Origin of the sequence: Serratia sp. FS14 (genome assembly GCF_000695995.1) — a bacterium.
In the GTDB taxonomy this organism is placed as follows: domain Bacteria; phylum Pseudomonadota; class Gammaproteobacteria; order Enterobacterales; family Enterobacteriaceae; genus Serratia; species Serratia nematodiphila.
In genome coordinates this window covers 714,940-732,989 of sequence record NZ_CP005927.1, presented here as the reverse complement: position 1 = coordinate 732,989, position 18,050 = coordinate 714,940, and the positions used below count along the sequence as shown (strand labels likewise).

At 59.8% G+C, this 18,050-nt stretch carries 17 protein-coding genes; 9 read left to right on the top strand and 8 right to left on the bottom strand.

The genetic code is table 11. The annotated features are described in order from the left end of the window. Positions 1–10: 10 nt before the first annotated feature. The 4 genes from L085_RS03415 to L085_RS03400 form a co-directional block, all read right to left on the bottom strand. Positions 11–757 carry a molecular chaperone gene (locus L085_RS03415; RefSeq protein WP_021505171.1) on the bottom strand — a complete coding sequence of 249 codons (747 nt, stop codon included), beginning with the start codon at positions 755–757 and terminating at the stop codon, positions 11–13. Between the two features lie 24 nt (positions 758–781). Beyond that, entirely contained in the window at positions 782–3,268 is a 2,487-nt protein-coding gene (locus L085_RS03410; protein ID WP_049870632.1) for a fimbria/pilus outer membrane usher protein, read from the bottom strand. Positions 3,269–3,354: 86 nt separating this feature from the next. Further along, positions 3,355–3,906 (bottom strand): fimbrial protein, encoded by a 552-nt coding sequence (locus L085_RS03405; RefSeq protein ID WP_004930899.1) that lies wholly within the window; start codon positions 3,904–3,906, stop codon positions 3,355–3,357. Between the two features lie 91 nt (positions 3,907–3,997). Beyond that, positions 3,998–4,528, bottom strand: coding sequence for a fimbrial protein (locus L085_RS03400; RefSeq protein WP_004930897.1), 531 nt, complete (start codon positions 4,526–4,528; stop codon positions 3,998–4,000). A gap of 758 nt (positions 4,529–5,286) precedes the next feature. Here L085_RS03400 and L085_RS03395 point away from each other — a divergent pair. From L085_RS03395 to fetB, 5 genes are all read left to right on the top strand, one after another. Next, positions 5,287–5,700, top strand: a complete 414-nt coding sequence (locus L085_RS03395; RefSeq protein WP_028127385.1) for a hypothetical protein — start codon at positions 5,287–5,289, stop codon at positions 5,698–5,700. A gap of 29 nt (positions 5,701–5,729) precedes the next feature. Beyond that, the gene (locus tag L085_RS03390) at positions 5,730–6,827 is read left to right on the top strand and encodes an FKBP-type peptidyl-prolyl cis-trans isomerase N-terminal domain-containing protein (RefSeq protein ID WP_081835499.1); all 1,098 of its coding nucleotides are present in this window, start codon (positions 5,730–5,732) and stop codon (positions 6,825–6,827) included. Positions 6,828–6,864: 37 nt separating this feature from the next. Further along, positions 6,865–7,152, top strand: coding sequence for a FaeA/PapI family transcriptional regulator (locus tag L085_RS03385; RefSeq protein WP_004930885.1), 288 nt, complete (start codon positions 6,865–6,867; stop codon positions 7,150–7,152). A 191-nt stretch (positions 7,153–7,343) separates the two neighbouring features. Then, positions 7,344–8,021 (top strand): iron ABC transporter ATP-binding protein FetA, encoded by a 678-nt coding sequence (gene fetA / locus L085_RS03380; RefSeq protein WP_044030043.1) that lies wholly within the window; start codon positions 7,344–7,346, stop codon positions 8,019–8,021. Further along, a complete protein-coding gene (gene fetB / locus L085_RS03375; RefSeq protein ID WP_033631883.1) occupies positions 8,008–8,781 on the top strand; it encodes an iron export ABC transporter permease subunit FetB in 774 nt (257 codons plus the stop codon). Before fetA ends, fetB begins: the two co-directional genes overlap by 14 nt. A gap of 36 nt (positions 8,782–8,817) precedes the next feature. Here the strand turns inward: fetB and L085_RS03370 are convergent, their stop codons facing one another. Together L085_RS03370 and L085_RS03365 are read right to left on the bottom strand one after the other, a co-directional pair. Continuing rightward, the gene (locus L085_RS03370; RefSeq protein ID WP_044030041.1) at positions 8,818–9,654 is read right to left on the bottom strand and encodes a TIM barrel protein; all 837 of its coding nucleotides are present in this window, start codon (positions 9,652–9,654) and stop codon (positions 8,818–8,820) included. 32 nt (positions 9,655–9,686) lie between these two features. Then, positions 9,687–11,129 (bottom strand): sugar porter family MFS transporter, encoded by a 1,443-nt coding sequence (locus L085_RS03365; protein WP_044030040.1) that lies wholly within the window; start codon positions 11,127–11,129, stop codon positions 9,687–9,689. 556 nt (positions 11,130–11,685) lie between these two features. On the opposite strand from L085_RS03365, the gene L085_RS03360 reads away from it, so the two are divergent. The 4 genes from L085_RS03360 to L085_RS03345 all read left to right on the top strand — a co-directional run bounded on the left by L085_RS03360 (position 11,686) and on the right by L085_RS03345 (position 14,887). Then, positions 11,686–13,191 (top strand): CoA-acylating methylmalonate-semialdehyde dehydrogenase, encoded by a 1,506-nt coding sequence (locus L085_RS03360; protein WP_044030038.1) that lies wholly within the window; start codon positions 11,686–11,688, stop codon positions 13,189–13,191. A 77-nt stretch (positions 13,192–13,268) separates the two neighbouring features. After that, positions 13,269–14,090 carry a 5-deoxy-glucuronate isomerase gene (gene iolB / locus L085_RS03355; protein ID WP_044030037.1) on the top strand — a complete coding sequence of 274 codons (822 nt, stop codon included), beginning with the start codon at positions 13,269–13,271 and terminating at the stop codon, positions 14,088–14,090. Between the two features lie 174 nt (positions 14,091–14,264). Beyond that, the gene (locus L085_RS03350; protein WP_004930864.1) at positions 14,265–14,534 is read left to right on the top strand and encodes a hypothetical protein; all 270 of its coding nucleotides are present in this window, start codon (positions 14,265–14,267) and stop codon (positions 14,532–14,534) included. Positions 14,535–14,548: 14 nt separating this feature from the next. Next, positions 14,549–14,887 (top strand): hypothetical protein, encoded by a 339-nt coding sequence (locus L085_RS03345; RefSeq protein ID WP_044030035.1) that lies wholly within the window; start codon positions 14,549–14,551, stop codon positions 14,885–14,887. A 41-nt stretch (positions 14,888–14,928) separates the two neighbouring features. Here L085_RS03345 and L085_RS03340 read toward each other — a convergent pair whose 3' ends face one another. Beyond that, positions 14,929–15,765, bottom strand: coding sequence for a MurR/RpiR family transcriptional regulator (locus L085_RS03340; protein WP_004930856.1), 837 nt, complete (start codon positions 15,763–15,765; stop codon positions 14,929–14,931). A gap of 203 nt (positions 15,766–15,968) precedes the next feature. Continuing rightward, positions 15,969–17,900 (bottom strand): 5-dehydro-2-deoxygluconokinase, encoded by a 1,932-nt coding sequence (gene iolC / locus L085_RS03335; RefSeq protein ID WP_044030034.1) that lies wholly within the window; start codon positions 17,898–17,900, stop codon positions 15,969–15,971. Between the last annotated feature and the right edge of the window lie 150 nt (positions 17,901–18,050).

Here is an 18,050-nt window from a genome sequence, read left to right as displayed (position 1 = left end):
CTGGACCTCCTTATTTTTTCTCGGGCACGGCGGTGCAAACGCCGCCATTGCAGACGAAGCGCAGCTCCGGATGGCCGCCGTAGTCGTTGATGTAGGTGATGACGAAGCTGTTCATGCCGGTGTCGTGCAGCTTGAGGCTTTCGCTGGATTTCGGCTTCAGCATCAGCGGCTGAAAACCGCCGATCGCGCCGCCGCCCTGTTTTTGCGTTTGCCGCGTCATGCCGGTCAGGGTGATGTAAAACGGCGTCGGGTTATCGACGGTGATGGCGCCGCCGCTTTTACGGAACACCAGCTTTTCCTGCCACACTTCACCCTTGGGCGCGACAATCGCCTTCGGCCGGTAAAACAGCTTGATCTGCGTCTGCAGCGCCAGCTGCATCACGTTGGTTTTGGTGCTTTTCGGCGGGATCTCGCGCAGGTTGAAGTAGAACACCGACTCGCGATCCTGCGGCAGGCGATCCGCTTCCGGCGTCTTGGTGATGCGCACCACGCTGCGCTCGCTCGGCTCCACGCGCTGCAACGGCGGCAGCACCACCAGCGGCGAGGTGATTTTCTGATGCTGCTCGTTCTCCAGCCAGGACTGCGCCAGGAAAGGCAGCTCTTTGTTTTCGTTGACGATATTCAGGCTGATCGATTTGGCGTCGCTCACATAAACGGCGCGCGTGCGATCCAGCGATATCGCCGCGTCGGCGGTGGGCAGTACGGCGCTCAGGGCCAGGCCGGCGGCGGTCAGTAGCGTTATCGGGTGTTTGTTCATGTCATTATTTCTCAGCGTTACGGATTACAGGGTGGCGCACGGCAGCAGCAGCTGGTCCAGCGGCTTGGCGGCGCCCGGGATCACGATGCGGCAGCGGCGTTGGCCTTCCCAGGCGACATCCAGTTTTTCCTCCGGCTGTACGCCGGTCAGATAGACCGAGCCGCCGTCGTTGACCACCGCGACCTCGCGGCCTTTCTCGCTCAGCACCGCGGCGCCGAACGGCGGTTCGCTGCCGTCCGCGAGGCGAATGGTGGCCAGCAGCTTGCTGCCTTTCACCACCTCGAAGTGGCGGTAGCCGATGGCGCCTTCGGTCAGCGTGCCTTGCACCACGGCGCGAGTGGCCTCGACGTCGTCCGCCAGCTTGTTGACGTCGATGCGGGTGTCGGTGTCGTAGTAGCTGGTGATGTCGGAAATCACCGCCAGCCCGAAACGGTTGCTGTAGGCGCGGCCGTTATTGATCGGCACGCCGGCGATGCCGTCGGTGTCGAGCATCATGCGGCTGCCGCCGTTGCTCGAGTTCTGATGCGCCGCGATGCCGTGCCGGGTCGCGGTGAGACCGCCGCGGAACGAGCCGCCGATCGACGAGTAGCTGTCCTGCTGGTAAGAGGCGCTGGCGTTCAGCGAGCCGAACGAGGCGTTGTGGGTGTAGTACCCGCGCGCCAGCGATTTGCCGGACTGGTTAAAGCCGCCGCTGACCTGCCAGGTATTGTCCGGATCGCTGTAGTCGTTGTACGACGCGGTCTGCGTGACGTCGCCGTTGTTGGTTTGCAGCGCATAGCCGACGCGCCGACGATCGCCGATCGGTACGGTGAAGTTGAGCATCACGCTGTCGTCGGTGCGGCCCTGGTAATAGGTGCGGTAAGCCGACAGCGAGGCGGTGATGTTGCTGATATCGCCGATGCTGAACAACTTGCTGGTCGACAGCCCGTAACGATCCTGGGTTCGCGCGTCCCAATAGGTCTGGTGCGAGTAAGTCAGATAGGTGGTGATCGCCCTGGCGCTGTCTTCCGCCATAAAGGTTTTACTGGCGGTGATGGTATACAGCTCTTTCTGACGGCCGTTGTAATTCTTGTCGTAATCGCCGTAGCGCTCCTGCAGATACTGCGACATGTTCATGAATTTGCGTTGCGAGAAGCGGTAGCCGGCGAAGGTGATCTGGCTGTTCAGCTCGTCGAAGCGTTTGGCGTAGTTGAGCTTGAACGACATGCCGCTGGCGGTCGGCTCGCCGGGCAGGCGAGCGATCGACTGGGTGACGTCCAGCGACATGGCGCCGAACACGTTCAGATCGCGGCCGAGGCCGAGCGCCCAAGCGTTATAGTCGCCGCCGAGCAGCGCGCCACCATACAGCGACCAGGCGTTGCTCAGCCCCCAGGAGAAGTCGCTGGCGGAAAACAGCGGCCCCTGGGTGCGGTGGTCGTAGGCCGAGGTTTTGCCGAGCGCCACGTTGTAGCGCACGTAGCCCGGGCGGGTCAGGTACGGAATGGTGGCGGTATCCACCTGGAAGGTCGAAACGGTGCCGTCCTGCTCTTCCACCTTGACGTCCAGCTTGCCGCGCACCGAGCTGTTGAGATCCTGGATGGCGAACGGCCCGGCGGGCACGGTGGTTTCGTACAGCGTGCGGCCTTCCTGTGAGACGGTGATCTTGGCGTTGCTCTTGGCGATGCCGCGCACTTCCGGCGCGTAGCCCTGCAGGTTCGGCGGCAGCATGCGCTCGTCGCTGGCCAGATTGAGGCCGGTGAAGCGATAGGCGTCGAACACCCCGGAGTCGAGATAGATCTCGCCCAGCGTCAGCTTGGCGGCCTGCATCGGCAGCGCGCGGTAGGCGTAGATCTGGTTCCAGTCGAAACCGGTGCTGCGATCGCCGGCCTGCTGATTGTAATTGGCCTGGTAGTCCGCGCGCAGGCGCCAGGGGCCCAGGTTGGCGCCCAGCGTGCCGTAGCTGCTCAGGTTCTGGGCGGTGTTGTTGTTGTGGCTCTGTTTGCCTAACTGGCCGCTCAGATTGTAGTCCAGCAGCAGGCCGGGAATGCCGTCGTCCCACTGCTCGGGCGGCGTCCAGTCGGGATCGGAGTATTTCATCCACGCCTGCGGGATGGTGATCGCCAGCACGCCGCCGCCGATGCGATCGGAGACGGTCGCGCCTTTGATGCCGCGAATGTCGGCGCACTGGTTGTCGTGCCACAGGGTGATTTTTTTGGCCGCTTCTTCTTTTAACGCCATTTTTTCCACCAGATCAGGCGGCAGGCACACCTGGCTGCCGCTCTTGTTATCCGGCGACGGGAAATACTGAATGCTGCGCTGGGGCAGCGTTTTCTGGTTGATCTTGATGTCCAGCAAATAAGCGCCGGGCATGACGTAGTCGGCGTCGGAGAAACGCGAAAGATCCACTTTGCTGCGCTCGCCGATATCCAGGACGTCGGTATTGAATTCCGTGGCGGAAAATGCCGGACGCACCCAGAGGAAAGATAGAATGACGAGGAGAGGTAGGTGTTTCCGTGTCAGTAATGACGTCATAGCATAATCACTCATGGCAAGTCCGCGCCCAATAGCAGGTCATCCGTACGACCTGAATACGTAATGCTGTGCAGCGCCCGCCGGCGCTAGAGATAAGACAGGGTGAATTTGGCCAGAGAGCTGAAGCCGCCCGCCCGCGCCTTGTCGGGATGCAGGCGCAACTGCGCGCCAAAGCGCAGCGTGTTGTCGCCGGCGACGATCTGGTAATCCGCCGTCGTGCTGCCGAGCGGGATCGGCGTGCCGGCATCGTTCAACAGCTCGATAGCCACGCCCTTCGCCTCGCCGTAAACGCCGAGCAGGGAAGGATCCCCGCTGTCGGCGGTGCCGTCGAACGTGACGTTGGCCGCGCGATAGATGAAGTCAGGCTTCACCTGGCTGGCCAGCTCGCAGTTCACCAGTTTGATCGTGAAATGGCGGCGGCTGCCGATCAGCACCGACTGCCCATCCTGCGAGGCGTCGGTCATGGAAATCAGACCAAAATCGACGGTTTGATCCAGGCTGTCGCTGGCGATGCCGCACGGCGTTTCAACGATGGTGCCGCCCAGGCTGACTTTGCCGTGGCCCTGATTTTTCGCTGCCGCCGCCGCGCTGCCGACGCTGAGCGCGATGAGCAACAGGCCGCAAAGGCGGATAGTCATGCTGGCGTCTCCCTGTCTTTCCCTGTTCCCTTGCCGGTATCCTCGGCATGCAATAAAGCGGGGGATGCCCTGAGACATCCCCTGTGGGGTATTACAGGTAAGCCAGGGTGAAGTTCGCCACGCTGGTGAAGTCGCCCGGCACCACGGCGCTTGAGGCGCTGCTGCCCTGCAGATAAGCGGCGAATTTCAGCGAGTTGTCGCCGTCGTTCAGGCCCTGACCGTCGGTCGCGGTGCCCAGTTCCACCTCTTTGGAGTGCAGGTTGTCGTAGATCACGATGCCGGCGCCGGTTGCCGTGCCGCTCAGGGCCAGCAGTTTGTTGTTAACCGGATCAGGCGTGCCGGTAAAGGTCACTTTGACGTTTTTCATGGTGGAGATGGAGCAATCTTTCAGTTCGATGTTGAAAGGCTGCATGCTGGATTTACCCTGGTTGGCCAGGATGCGGCTGCTGATCTGGCCCATCGGCACGGTTTGGTCAACGGATTCCGGCGCGACGCTGCATGGCGCATCGATAATTTCGCCGGTAAAGGTGACTTTACCGCTGCCCTGATTAGATGCGGCATGAGCAACAGATGCGGAAGCGAAAGCAATCATGGTTGCCAGCATTAATTTATTCAGTTTCATTTCTCAGGTTCCTGTAGAGAGTTTTTAAATAAAAAGAACAGCACATCTAAATCCCCCGCGGCGGTGGCAACGCCATGTCGCCGCCCGTGCGGTTGGAGCCAGATCCTTTTGCTCTGGGCAATACGCCGACATCCGTTATTTATGAGAAATAACGAGATTTGGAAAATCGATAATGGATTTTCTGGTAAATAAAATACGTTTTTTACGTGTGGCGTGTTGCTGGGAATATTCTTGCAAATAATAGTATTGCTTGGAAATAGATTTTATTAAATTAAGTCAAATTCAGAATATAAAACCAAAAGGAAAAAGAAATATATTTGCTTTAAAATCAATAGATCGTATACAAATATTATCCAGTATAAATCACTATATAAATAACGATATGCGAGATATTAGATCGGGGGAAATAGGGTGACACCTACAATTCACAATATTGTTTTGCTAATATCGCTCTGAGGCAGCAGATGATGCATTTCCCTTTAGAAACAAAATATAAAGCATAATTTATTGTTTTTATTGTTATTTCATGGTTGTTTGTTCATGAGGGAATGGGGTTTCTTATTCGCGTTTAGCCAGCGTTTAGACCTAATTGGTTAACAATTAAATAACAATTGCACCGGTAGTGAATTATTCTATCGCATTGCGTGATAGGGATTTTTTGCTACCTAACCCATTTTGATTAATCAAATTAAGGCATGTGCTGCTGCCGTTCGCCACATAATGATGACCTAAGTGACAATTAAAGGATTATAAACGGAATGATAACGATGATTAATGCTTGCGGCGGGCGCCGTTGGGCGGGTTTGACCCTATTTCTGCTGTCTTTTATGGCGCTTTCTGGCTGTGCGGGCGGGAGCAAGACAAAACTGAATTCCGTGAAAAAAATCTCACAGAATAATCCTAATGATAAATCCGATGAGCAACGCATCGCGCTTTGTCAGCAGCGGGTTAATTCATTAAAGAATATTAATCCGCAAAGTTACCAAAAACGCATCGCCTATTTTAATGGCCTGCTTTCCAACGCTTCGGGATATGCCGGGGTGCGCGGCAACGTGGATGAGAGTACCCGTAAAGCGATTGATGCTCTTTATCAATATAAAACCGAGAAATTCTGCGCTGACGTCGAGCATGAGCTGATGTCCGATCTGTCCAGCCGGGTTGAGAATCTGTAGCCATGAAGCGATGCGCGCAAGGATGGGCGATGGCTCTTTTGCTGTTGGCGGCGAGCGGGGCCGCTTGCGCCGCCGATGACGGCATTCCCGCGCTGTTGAAGTTTGCCGAACAGCGGCGGGCGCCACCGGCCGCGCCCAGGGAAGACACCGCGCGTAAATCGGCGTCAGCACCAGCCGCCAAACCGGCCGCAGACAGCGCTCGTTTAACGTCGTTGCAGCACTCTGTGCAACAGCAGGCGGAGAAAATCCGTCAGCTGGAGCGGCAGTTGGCGGCGGCTCAGGCCGCCGCGGCGCCGAAACGGGAACCGGCCGTCGTCGATATTCGGCCGCTGGCCGATGCCCTGAAGGGATTGCGGCAGGCCGTTGCGCCGGTGCCTGAAGTGAGCGTGCTGGCCGCTTCGTTAACGCGGGCCGAACAGCGCAGCGCAAGTTTGGCGGCGCAGCTGGCGCAGCAGCAGCGGCGGGTGGAGACCTTGCTGGCCGAACGGCAGCAGGCGGCCGAGCCGCCTGCGCTGGCCAGCGAGGCGGACAAGCAGGCGTATGCCGCCGGCGTATCGCTCGGACGCGACATTCTGCATCTGCAGCAGGAGAACCGGCGCGCGGGGCTGGAAGCGGATACCCAGCTGTTGCTGGCGGGCATCGCCGATACCCTGGCCGGGCGGTTGCGGCTCGATGAAGCCGCCATCGACGGCGCGCTGCACACGGCGCAGCAGCGGTTGCAGCAGGCGCAACAGACGCAGGCGCCGCCTCGGGATGACAACGCCTACCTGGCCAATTTCGTTCGCCAGGAGGGGGTCAAGCAGGATGCGCTCGGTTTCTATTACCGGGTGGACTATGCCGGCAGCGGGGCGATCGGCGCCGACGATCGGGTGGATATCGTGGTGCGCGAAAGCCTGACCGACGGCCGGGTAGTCAAAGACATGGAGCTGGCGGGGACGGTGATCTCGCAGCCGTTGACGCGCTACCCGCCGCTGTTTCGCGCGGCTATCGAGAAGCTGCAGCAACACGGTGCGATCACGCTGGTGGTGCCGCCGGCGCTGGCGTACGGCAAACAGGGCAACCCGCCGGCGATCCCCCCGAATGCCACCATGATTTACACCCTGCGCATCGCTGACGTGCAGCCGTGAGCGGGGTGCTCAGCAGTAACCACTCAGGAGGAATGCTATGGCCAAGGCGCCGAAAACGTTTGAAAGCAGAAAATCGCTGATGCTGAATGTGTTGCAAGGATTGTGCAGGGAGCGTGTGGAAGGATCTGGGGGCCATCATCCCCCGCCGGAGCAGTGGCCGAAGACGCGCGAGCTGGCGGATAAATGCGGCGAAAATATTTATACCACCCGCACCCTGCTGCTGGCGCTGGAAAAGGAGGGTAAGGTTCACTGCACCCACCGCAGCATCAACAATTCTCTCCGCTGGTACAGCTGCGACGAACAGGCAGCGATAAAAAAAGAGTGATTCGACCCTGGCGGTCGCTTTTGACTATTCCTACAGCTAATCATTAATTAAATTTATCATTTGGCGGGGCGTTTCGCTCCGTCAATCCTTCCCCTTCGTTCGCTGCCATCCGCACAGCCATTGCTAAGATGTTTTTGGCAGCCATATACTTATCGCTCAGACGGGAACAGGTATAGGGAGCCGGCATCGTAATGAAGGAAAAGAAAGACATACTGAGATTGGATGATATTCATTATCAAATAGACAACCAGGTGATCCTGGATTCCGTCTCTTTCACGCTGGGTGAAGGCGAGTTCAAACTGATCACCGGACCTTCCGGCTGCGGGAAAAGCACCCTGCTGAAAATCATCTCTTCCTTAATGGATCCGACCAGCGGAAAGCTCTATTTCGACGGCCAGGCGATCGACGAGATGTCGCCGGAGGCGTATCGCAAGCAGGTCTCTTACTGCTTCCAGACGCCGTCACTGTTCGGCAATACGGTTTACGACAATCTGGCGCTGCCCTACCAGATCCGCCAGGAACCGCCGGCCGAGCGAAAAATGAAGGCCGATCTGGCGCGTTTCGGGCTGCCGGAGGCGATGCTGACCAAAAGCATCAATGAACTGTCCGGCGGGGAGAAGCAGCGGGTGTCCCTGATCCGCAACCTGCAGTTTATGCCCCGGGTGCTGTTGCTCGATGAGATCACCAGCGCGCTGGACGAGGAAAACAAACGCAACGTCAATGAGATAGTGCATCAGCTGGTGGCGGAACACCGGCTGGCGGTGCTGTGGGTGACGCACGATACCGAAGAGATAGCGCATGCGGACGAGGTGATCACCCTGCGCGCGCACGGCGCCGAGCAACAGGAGCAACAGCATGAATCAGCATAACATCACCAACGAATCCTTGGGCTTGTCGATGGTGCTGGTGGTGGTCGCCATCCTGATCAGCCACCGGGAAAAGCTGGCGCTGGAAAAGGACATTATCTGGAGCATCTGCCGCGCGGTGGTGCAGTTGATCATCGTCGGCTACGTGCTGAAGTATATTTTCGACCTGGATAACGCCGTTCTCACCGTGTTGATGGTGCTGTTCATCTGCTTTAACGCGGCTTACAACGCCAAGAAACGCAGCAAGTACGTCGAACACGCGTTCGTGACGTCGTTTATCGCCATCACCACCGGCGCGGTGCTGACGTTGGCGGTGCTGGTATTGACCGGCTCCATCGAATTTACGCCGATGCAGGTGATCCCCATCTCCGGGATGATCGCCGGCAACGCCATGGTGGCGGTGGGGCTGTGCTACACCAACCTCGGCCAGCGTTTCAAAGGCGAGCAGCAGAAGATTCAGGAGATGCTCAGCCTGGGGGCGACGCCCAAGTTCGCCTCGGCGGCGCTGATCCGCGACAGCATCCGCGCTTCGCTGATCCCGACCGTGGACTCGGCGAAAACCGTTGGGCTGGTCAGCCTGCCGGGCATGATGTCCGGGCTGATCTTTGCCGGCATCGACCCGGTGAAAGCGATCAAATACCAGATTATGGTGACCTTTATGCTGCTTTCCACCGCCAGCCTGTCGACCATCATCGCCTGCTATCTGGCTTACCGTAAGTTTTACAATGCGCGCCACCAGTTGGTGGTCGGCAACCTGAAGTAACGCCATGAAAAACGGCCTCCGCGGAGGCCGTTTTTTTTACCCTTGCAGCAGGGCGATGCTCTGGCGGATTTCCCGTTCGATATCCGCCTCGCTCCAGCCGTCCAACTGCGAAGAGAAGGGCTCGAAGGCATAGACGCCGGTGTAGCCCAGGCGTTCCAGGTTCTGTACCTGGCGGCGGCTTTCCAGCCGATCGCCCGTGCTCAGCATGATGCGCTCTTCATCGCTCAGCGCGCCTTTATCCCGCCCATCCTCCACGCCGGACAGATGCACCAGGCCGATCTGCGCCACCTGGATCTGCGCGTCGAAGTCGGCTTGCGCCACACCGCTCAAATAGTGGTGGAACGTATCGAGCACGATGCGATACGGCGCGCCCGAGTTGCGGATGAGCGCCTGGGTCAGCAGCGACGATCGCAGCGAGCTGATGCCGAAGCCCAGCGGTTCGACGTATCCCTGTACGCCATAGCGGGCAAACAGCGGCGCCAGCAGACGCAACGCGGCGAGGGAATCGTCCCGTTTTTGCTGCTCGCTGCGCGTGTCGTCGGCGCTGCAGTGTGGGCACAGCACCAGCGCCCGGCTGTGGATGGCCTGCGCCTGCGCCAGCAACGCTTCGGCGCGCTGCTGCAGCGCCGCCGGGTCATCCACCCGATTGAACATGCCGAGGGCGTTGATCGTGACGATTTCAATGCCGTATTGCGCGGCGAGCGCGTTGAGCTGCGCGTCGCTCAGATCGTCGGTCACCTTGCCGCTGGGCATGTCGTTGCGCAGCTCAACTTTGCTGAGCCCGCAGCGTTTCACCAGGCGGAAAAAATTGTCCAGATCGAGATTCGGCGCGATCTTGCGGTTAATGCAGAAGCGGTCCAGCGCAATGTTCATGGGGCATGACTCCAGCGGTCAGGGTTGAGAGATCAGGATTTGCCGTTTTCCAGCGGCAGCGGCTTGCCGTCGGGCAGGGATTGGCGGAGGCGTTTGGCCAGCACCACCTGTTCCATTTTTTCCAGCGAGACGCCTTTGGTTTCAGGAATATAGCGGCCGATAAACCAGTAGCTGAACAGGCAGCAGGCGGCAAAGATCCACATCGGGAAGGCGCCGTGGAAATGCGAGAACAGGTAAGGGTGGTCGTTGATCATCGGGAACGACTGCGACACCGCGAAGTTGGCGACCCACATGCAGCCGACGGCGATGCTCATCCCCTGCGCGCGCATGCGGTTCGGGAAGATTTCCGACACCAGCACCCAGGCGCCGACGCCCCAGGACAGCGCATAAAACACCATGAAGAACAGCATGCCGAACAGCGCGAAATAGCCGGTGGCCTGGGTGTAGAGCGCGTACGAGGTGAGCAGCAGGCCGGCGATGGCGCCCAGCGTGCCGTAACGCATCAGCGGAATGCGGCCCATGCGATCCATCAGCATGGCGCCGATGACCGAACCGACCAGCTGCAGCACGCCGATCCAGATGGTCTGGAACAGCGCTTCCTGCGCGTTTTCGGTGACGGTTTTCAGCACCACCGGCGCGTAGTACATCATCACGTTGACGCCGGTGACCTGCTGCAACATGGCGATCATACAGCCGACGAACAGGATGAAACGCACCCGCACATCGCCGTAGTTCAGCTTTCGGTGCTGCTGCTGTTGATCCTGCTGCAGCGAGTCTTTGATTTCTTTCAGCAGATTCTGCGCGTGGGCGGCGTTGGAGACTTTGGTCAACATCGCCAGCGCCTGATCGTCGCGGCCCATCATCACGTTCCAGCGCGGCGATTCAGGAATGACGAACACCAGGATGCAGAACAAAATGCAGGGGATCACGCCCGAGGCGAACATCCAGCGCCAGCCCATTTCCACCAGCCAGGCTTCACTGGCGAGGCTGGCGATTTTGAAGTTGACGTAGAAAATCACGATCTGGCCGAAGACGATGGCGAATTGCTGCATGCTGAGCGCCCGCCCGCGCATGTCTTTCGGTGACACCTCCGACATGTACATCGGCGACACGGTGGCGGCAATGCCGACCGCCAGCCCGCCGATGATGCGGTAAATGACGAACCAGGTGAAGGTCGGAGCCAATGCGGCGCCGATGGCGGACACGGTGAACAGCAGCGCTGCCAGCATCAGCGCCTTTTTACGGCCCCAGCGCGCCGCCAGCGGCCCGGCGGCGAAGGCGCCGACCACGCAGCCGATCACCACGTTGGAGACTGCCCAGCCGGTTTCGGCCGGGCTGAGATCGAAATAGGCTTTCAACGCTTCGATCGCGCCGGAGATCACGGCGGTATCGTAGCCGAACAGAATGCCGCCCAGGGCGGCGATGCCGCAAATTCGCAATATGTAGCCGGTATTGTGCTTACGCTGATATGACATGTGTTGCTCCGATTTTTATCCTGGCTTCCGTCCGCACGGTTGGGTTGTCGGGAAGAGGGCGAGCGGAAGGGTGTGAACCGTGCCTGTCATCAAGGCGATGTCGTCGATAAATGCTGGAACAAACAAGAACATTTATTTCATAATTAGTGAATAATGGAATATTGATTTTTAGATCCAGTTCAAAAAAAACCGTCGCGAGCGATCCGGGCGCCTTGGGCGCTCGGAGGGCGGCGGTAACGGCGGCAGGTCAGGCGCAGTGCGGATTTTATGTAGCAAAGTCAGTGTGCATTAGCGATGGACTCTCCTGCGAAATCGCGCCTTGACTGGCGCGGTAATGAAAGCGCCAACCCGATCGACACCGCAAAATTGCGACCTCACGCACTAAAAACAAATTTTTCAAAACAATTTATTTGAAACTTTTTTTTCAATGAAATAGAGTTTGCTGCATCCGGTCAGGATGTAGCCGGCTTGCCGACGGGGTTTGGCGAGCGGGACGATTAACGCCGCGCCGCCTGGGTGTGGCCAGGCGACAGCGGACTTGAAAAGAGGGCGTGACATGAAAACCGTGGGTAACTTTATTGACGGGCAGGTGTGCCTGAGCAGCAGCAATCAAACCGTTGACGTGCACAACCCGGCCAGCGGGCAGGTTGAGCGGCGCGTCACGCAGAGCACCGCCGCCGAAGTCAAGCAGGCCATCGACGTGGCCCATCGGGCGTTCGCCGACTGGTCGCGCACCACGCCGCTGCGCCGCGCGCGCATCATGTTCAATTTCAAGGCGCTGCTGGAACAGCACCGCGACGAGCTGGCCGAGCTTATCGTCAGCGAGCACGGCAAAGTGTATTCGGATGCGCTGGGCGAACTGACGCGCGGCATGGAAGTGGTCGAATTCGCCTGCGGCATCCCGCATCTGATCAAGGGCGAGTACTCGCCGGACGTCGGCAGCGGCGTCGACAGTTTCTCGCTGATGCAGCCGCTGGGCGTGGTGGCGGGCATTACCCCGTTCAACTTCCCGGCGATGGTGCCGATGTGGATGTTCCCCATCGCACTGGCCTGCGGCAACACCTTCGTCCTCAAGCCGCCGGCGCTGGTGCCTTCGGCCTCGGTGCGCCTGGCGGAGCTGCTGAAAGAAGCCGGCCTGCCGGACGGCGTGTTCAACGTGGTGCACTGCGCCAATGAAGATGCGGCGCAGCTGTGTACCGATCCGCGCATTCAGGCGGTGAGCTTCGTCGGCTCCTCCACCGTGGCGGAACATATTTATACCACCGCCAGCGCGCACGGCAAGCGGGTGCAGGCCTTCGGCGCGGCGAAGAACCAGGCGATCGTCATGCCGGACGCCGATCTGGACGCCACGGTCAATGCGCTGATGGGCGGCGCGTTCGGCTCTGCCGGCGAGCGCTGCATGGCGTTGCCGATCGCCGTGGTGGTTGGTGACGACACCGCCGATAAACTGATCGCCAAACTGAAGCCGCTGATCGCGCAGCTGCGCGTCGGGCCGGGCTTGCAGCAGGGCGGCGAAGAGAATGAAATGGGGCCGCTGGTATCGTCCGCTCACCAGAAAAAGGTGCTGGGCTACATCGATCTGGGCGTGGAAGAAGGTGCCACCCTGGTGGCCGACGGCCGCAATTATCAGGTGCCGGGCTACCCTGAAGGCTACTACGTCGGCGGCACGCTGTTCGACCATGTGAAGCCGAACATGCGCATCTACCGCGAAGAGATCTTTGGGCCGGTGCTGGGCATCGTGCGGGTGCCGGACTATCGCACCGCCATCGACACGGTTAACGGCCACGAGTTTGGCAACGGCAGCGCCATCTTTACCGGCAGCGGCCACTACGCGCGCCAGTTCGTGCAGGAAGTGCAGGCCGGGATGGTCGGCGTCAACGTGCCGGTGCCGGTGCCGATGGCGTTCCACAGCTTCGGCGGCTGGAAGCGCTCGGTGTTCGGCGCGCTGAACGTGCACGGCACCGACGGCGTGCGTTTCTACACGCGCATGAAGACCGCCACCGCGCGCTGGCCGGCCGGGCAGCAGACGGTGTCTGAATTCAGCATGCCGACGCTGGGTTAAGCGATCGCAGAGTATGAGCGGGCCGTTGCTCCATGGGGGCAGCGGCCTTTGCACGGGGAGTTAACAGGAGAATCGAAATGTCTTCACTGCTTGCCAAATGTCAGGCGCCGAACGCCGAGGGGCGTATCCAGCACGTGACGCCGGAAAATGCCGGTTGGGGCTATGTCGGCTTTGACGTTTACCGCCTGGCCGCCGGGCAGTCGCTGCAGCTGGAGTGCGGTGACAAGGAACTGTGTCTGGTACTGGTGGCCGGTATCGCCTCCGTCGCCACGCTGCGCGCCGAATACCCGCATATCGGCAAACGCATGAGCCCGTTCGAGCGCACGCCGCCTTACGCGGTGTACGTGCCGCACCACGATCGCATCGACGTGCGGGCAGAAACCGATCTGGAGTTGGCTGTGTGCAGCGCGCCCGGCAGCGGCCATCTGCCTTCACGCCTGATCACGCCGGCGGAAATCGGCGTGGAGCGGCGCGGCAAGGGGCGCAACCAGCGGTTGGTGCATAACATTCTGCCGGACAGCGAGCCGGCCGACAGTCTGCTGGTGGTGGAGGTTTACACCGACGAGGGCAACACCAGCTCCTACCCGAGCCACAAGCACGATCAAGAAGATTCGCCGGACGAGACCTATCTCGAAGAGACGTACTATCACCGTATTCAGCCGGAGCAAGGGTTCTGCATGCAGCGCGTCTATACCGACGATCGCACGCTCGACGAATGCATGCCGGTCTACAATCGCGACGTGGTGAAAGTGCCGCGCGGTTATCATCCGGTGGCGACCCTGGCGGGCTACGACAACTATTATCTCAACGTGATGGCCGGGCCGGTGCGGCAGTGGAAATTCACCTGGGAAAAAGACCACGCCTGGATTAACGGCGAAGGTTACCCCGCCGCGCAATAGGCGCTTGAGGCCCGGCTTGCCGGGCTTTCTCTTTATCAGGGTATAAATTTGACCTAAATTTGCCCTCTATCTTGCTCAAATGATAACCTGTCCGCACGCGATTGCTCCCTGGCTGAGTGAATCTAACGAACCGCTGTTATGCAGTGAGAATGCCGGTACACAGGAGGAAAAACTATGACAACCACCATGTCTCAAAAAGCGGCGCGCGAAGGATTAGGTTCGCCCGATCTGTTTGAAGGCGGGGTTTACGTCACAAAAAATGGTGTTGCCGAGCTGTTTGTACAAACGGCGGCTGAGAGAGAGGCCGAAATACGGGAACGCAATCTCGAGCGCCAGTCCAACGCGTTGTTGAAACTGACTATGATGGCGAAGCAAGAGATTAAAAATCAGCGCGGTCTGTCGCCCGAAGAAACCTTGCAGCGGCTGCGTGACGCGCGGAAATAGACCCGAGGTGCAGGATGCCCCAGGAAATACGTTTTACCGTCGCGCCGGCGGCGGAATGGAGCCTGAAAGACATCGAGTCTTATAAGAGCGGAACGATAGGGGCCGTCGCAGCCGGGATGTTCGTGGACAATCTGTTGTTATCGTCCCTCGCGGCAATCGCCGACGATCCCGTCCGCTATCGCTTCAACGCCGTGCTGGCGGGCATGGGAGTGCGGTTGCACGAACGATTGGATCCCGACAGCGAATACCGCGCCATCTATGACTACGACGGCCAAACGGTGGAGATTCTGCTTTTCATCAGCATGAAGCAGGATCTGGAAAGCGCGCTCTACCGCTATTTGTTGCTGCAATAATCCCGCCGCGCCCGAGCCTGTCGGGCGCGTTCACATCCGCCTTACTCGTCCCGGGCGTTATTCAGCGCCAGCGAGACCGCCAGCGTCTGCGCCAGGCACATCGAGGCCACCTGCGAACGGAACCCGTCCACCTGCGCTTCACGCACCACGAAACAGACGTCGCTGAACGCGGCCAGCGGGCTGACCTGGCTGTCGGTGATGGCGATCTGCTGCGCGCCGCGCTTGGCGCCCAATTCCACCAGTTCCACCGCCTCGCGGGCGTACGGCGAATAGCTTATGGCGATCACCACGTCTTTCGGTTTCACCATGCTCAGCTGTTCGGTGAACATGCCGCCCAGGCCGTCGATCAGAAATGCGCGGCGCTCCAGATGGCGCAGCGCATAGGTGAGGTAGGAGGCGACGCTGAACGAGCGGCGCAGGCCGATCACGTAGATGTTTTCGGCGTTGTTGAGCAGTTCGACGGCGCGATCCAATTGCTCGGGGGCAATCTGCATCGCCAGCTGCTGCAGCGCCTGCGCATTGACCATGGTGAATACGTTGAGAATCTCCGCCGGCTTCTCCGGCGCGACGTTGTCGTCGGTAGAGGTTTGGCGGAACAGGCGCGCGCGCTCGGTATAGTTCACCGTTTCTTCCATCAGATGCTGACGGAACACCTGCTTCATTTCGTTGAAGCCGCTGAAGCCGAAGGCGTTGGCGAAACGGATCAGGGTGGAAGGCGGCACGCTGGCCTGTGCGGCGATGGAGGCAACGGTATCGAAAGCGATGCTGTTACTGTTATCCAAAATATAGCGCGCCACCTGCTTCAAACGCTTGCTCAGCGTTTCATAACGGTGGCGGATCTCGTCCTGTAACAGCGAAAGTTGAGTTGGGTTGTTCATCCATTCGGCTCGCAGTGGGGTGAAGGCGCATTGGCCTGATGCCTGAAATATTGACAGGGTATTTTAACAGACGGAGCGGAAATTTCATTTCCTCAAAAAGCGATTTATTCGATCGCACATTGCGCGACTTCACAGAAAAGGGGCAAAAAAATCCCCTTAAAGCGGCGAAATGGCCTCAAGGGGACGTGAACCTGCTGTTGCTGTCAGTGCGTGCCGCCCGCCTGCGGACGGTACTGGCGCCAGAAACCGATCAGCGTCAGGTATTTTTGTTTCACCTGCTCGATCAGGGCCGCGTCGTCGATTTCCCCCTGCAGCCAGCGGCGCGAAGGTTGGCCGAAAATGGTGCGGCCGACGGCGAAACCTTTCACCCAGCGCGCATCCGCGGCGGCGGCGAAGCCCGCCTTCAGCACCGCCTCCGGGGAGTCGAGCCCCAGGATCAGCACGCCGCGGCAGAAGGGATCGTAGGTGTCGATCAGGGCACCGACCTGCCGCCAGTTTTCTGCGCTCAGCGGTGGCAGTTTCCACCAGTCGGGCTGAATGCCCAACTGGTAGAAATGCTCAATCATCTCCAGGTAATAACGTTCGTCTTTGTCGGCGTTGCTGTCCGGCAGGATCACCTCCAGCAGCAGCTCGTGGCCGGATTTACAGCAGCCGCGGTAGACGTCGGCGATCAGCTCATCCTGTTCGCGGCGCAGTTCCTCCGCATCGTGCGGGTGATAAAACACCAGGCACTTCACCACGTGCTCCTGCGGCCAGTCGATCAATTGTGAACCGATATTGCCGTGCTCCAGGCGCAGCGGGCGCGAGCTGGGCAGCTCCACCGGCCGGCCGATCCACCATCCCTGGCCAGTGATCTCGTTCAGCGCCGCCTGCCCGTAGGTGGTGTCGGCCAGAATGCCGCTGTTGCCGTTGAGGCCGGCCTGCGCGGCAGCCTGTTGCGCCGCGGTGAGCAGCAGGGTCTTCAGGTGCGGAATGCGTTCCTCGCCGACGCCGGCTTCGCGCGCCATGTCCGCCAGCTGCTTGCGGTGATCGAAGGCGAACACGCACAGTTCCGGCCACTGTTGCTTGCGGGTGGTGACCCGGTGCAGGTGGTTCAGGCGTGCGTCGCAGTCCGGGCGCGTGACCTGCTGTTCACGCTGCAGGTAGTCGTCCAGCTCCCGTTTGGTCGGCATCGCCGGCGCGCAGCCGTGGCGCGAAACCACCAATGCGCCGCAGGCGTTGGCGTAGCGGCAGGCCTGCTCCCAGCCCTCATCGTTCAGGTAGCCGCGCAGCAGCCCGGACATAAAGGCGTCGCCGGCTCCCAGCACGTTCAGCACTTCAACCCGCACACCGGCGTGCAGCTTCACCTGCGCCCAGTCGTCGGCGATTTCACCTTCGAACACCGAGCAGCCCTGCGCGCCGCGCTTGCACACCAGCGTGGCCGCGGTAGTCCGGCGCACGTTTTTCAGCGCCGTCAGCGTGTCGGTGCTGCCGCCGGCGATATGAAATTCCTCTTCGGTGCCGACGATCAGATCGAAATGGTGCAGCACCTCCTGCAGTTCGCGGGTTACCTGGTCTGATTCCACAAAGCGGGTTTCGCCGTCGCCCAGCGACGTCAGCCCCCACAGTACCGGGCGGTAATCGATGTCGAGCGCGGTGCGCAGGCCGTGGCGGCGCGCATACTCCAGCGCCTTCAGCACCGCGGCGCGGGTGTTCGGGTGCGACAGGTGCGTGCCGGTGATGGCCAGCGCGCGGGAGGAGGCGATGTAGGCCTCGTCGATGTCGTCCGGCGTCAGCGCCATGTCCGCGCAGTTTTCGCGGTAGAAGATCAGCGGGAAGGTTTCCTGATCCTTGATGCCGAGGATCACCAGGCCGGTTAATCGTTGCTTGTCGGTGATCAGACAGCGGGTATCGGCTCCGACGCGCTGCAGCTCTTCACGCAGAAAGCGGCCCATGTGTTCATCGCCGACGCGGGCCAGCATGCCGGATTTCAACCCCTGAATGGCGGTGCCGTAGGCCACGTTGCCGGAAGAGCCGCCGAGGTATTTGGCGAATGTGCCGGCGTCTTCCAGACGCGCGCCGATCTGCTGAGCATAGAAATCGACGGCGATGCGCCCGAGACAAATGACATCAAGCTGTTTTTGTTGTGTAGCCATACCCGTTTCCTTCTGTTAAGCAAAACTCCGGCGGCGGCCCGAGCGTGGCGCCCTGCAGGAAGCATGGGGACAGTATGGGGAATGAAAATTTCAATTTCAATATGAAATGAAATTTACACCCCAAAAATGTGATGCGTTTAAAACATCGAC

Excerpts from the sequence above, each read along its gene's own strand:
- L085_RS03415 (WP_021505171.1), bottom strand. The coding sequence starts at position 757 with ATGAACAAACACCCGATAACGCTACTGACCGCCGCCGGCCTGGCCCTG.
- L085_RS03410 (WP_049870632.1), bottom strand. The coding sequence starts at position 3,268 with ATGACGTCATTACTGACACGGAAACACCTACCTCTCCTCGTCATTCTA.
- L085_RS03405 (WP_004930899.1), bottom strand. The coding sequence starts at position 3,906 with ATGACTATCCGCCTTTGCGGCCTGTTGCTCATCGCGCTCAGCGTCGGC.
- L085_RS03400 (WP_004930897.1), bottom strand. The coding sequence starts at position 4,528 with ATGAAACTGAATAAATTAATGCTGGCAACCATGATTGCTTTCGCTTCC.
- L085_RS03395 (WP_028127385.1), top strand. The coding sequence starts at position 5,287 with ATGATAACGATGATTAATGCTTGCGGCGGGCGCCGTTGGGCGGGTTTG.
- L085_RS03390 (WP_081835499.1), top strand. The coding sequence starts at position 5,730 with ATGGCTCTTTTGCTGTTGGCGGCGAGCGGGGCCGCTTGCGCCGCCGAT.
- L085_RS03385 (WP_004930885.1), top strand. The coding sequence starts at position 6,865 with ATGGCCAAGGCGCCGAAAACGTTTGAAAGCAGAAAATCGCTGATGCTG.
- fetA (WP_044030043.1), top strand. The coding sequence starts at position 7,344 with ATGAAGGAAAAGAAAGACATACTGAGATTGGATGATATTCATTATCAA.
- fetB (WP_033631883.1), top strand. The coding sequence starts at position 8,008 with ATGAATCAGCATAACATCACCAACGAATCCTTGGGCTTGTCGATGGTG.
- L085_RS03370 (WP_044030041.1), bottom strand. The coding sequence starts at position 9,654 with ATGAACATTGCGCTGGACCGCTTCTGCATTAACCGCAAGATCGCGCCG.
- L085_RS03365 (WP_044030040.1), bottom strand. The coding sequence starts at position 11,129 with ATGTCATATCAGCGTAAGCACAATACCGGCTACATATTGCGAATTTGC.
- L085_RS03360 (WP_044030038.1), top strand. The coding sequence starts at position 11,686 with ATGAAAACCGTGGGTAACTTTATTGACGGGCAGGTGTGCCTGAGCAGC.
- iolB (WP_044030037.1), top strand. The coding sequence starts at position 13,269 with ATGTCTTCACTGCTTGCCAAATGTCAGGCGCCGAACGCCGAGGGGCGT.
- L085_RS03350 (WP_004930864.1), top strand. The coding sequence starts at position 14,265 with ATGACAACCACCATGTCTCAAAAAGCGGCGCGCGAAGGATTAGGTTCG.
- L085_RS03345 (WP_044030035.1), top strand. The coding sequence starts at position 14,549 with ATGCCCCAGGAAATACGTTTTACCGTCGCGCCGGCGGCGGAATGGAGC.
- L085_RS03340 (WP_004930856.1), bottom strand. The coding sequence starts at position 15,765 with ATGAACAACCCAACTCAACTTTCGCTGTTACAGGACGAGATCCGCCAC.
- iolC (WP_044030034.1), bottom strand. The coding sequence starts at position 17,900 with ATGGCTACACAACAAAAACAGCTTGATGTCATTTGTCTCGGGCGCATC.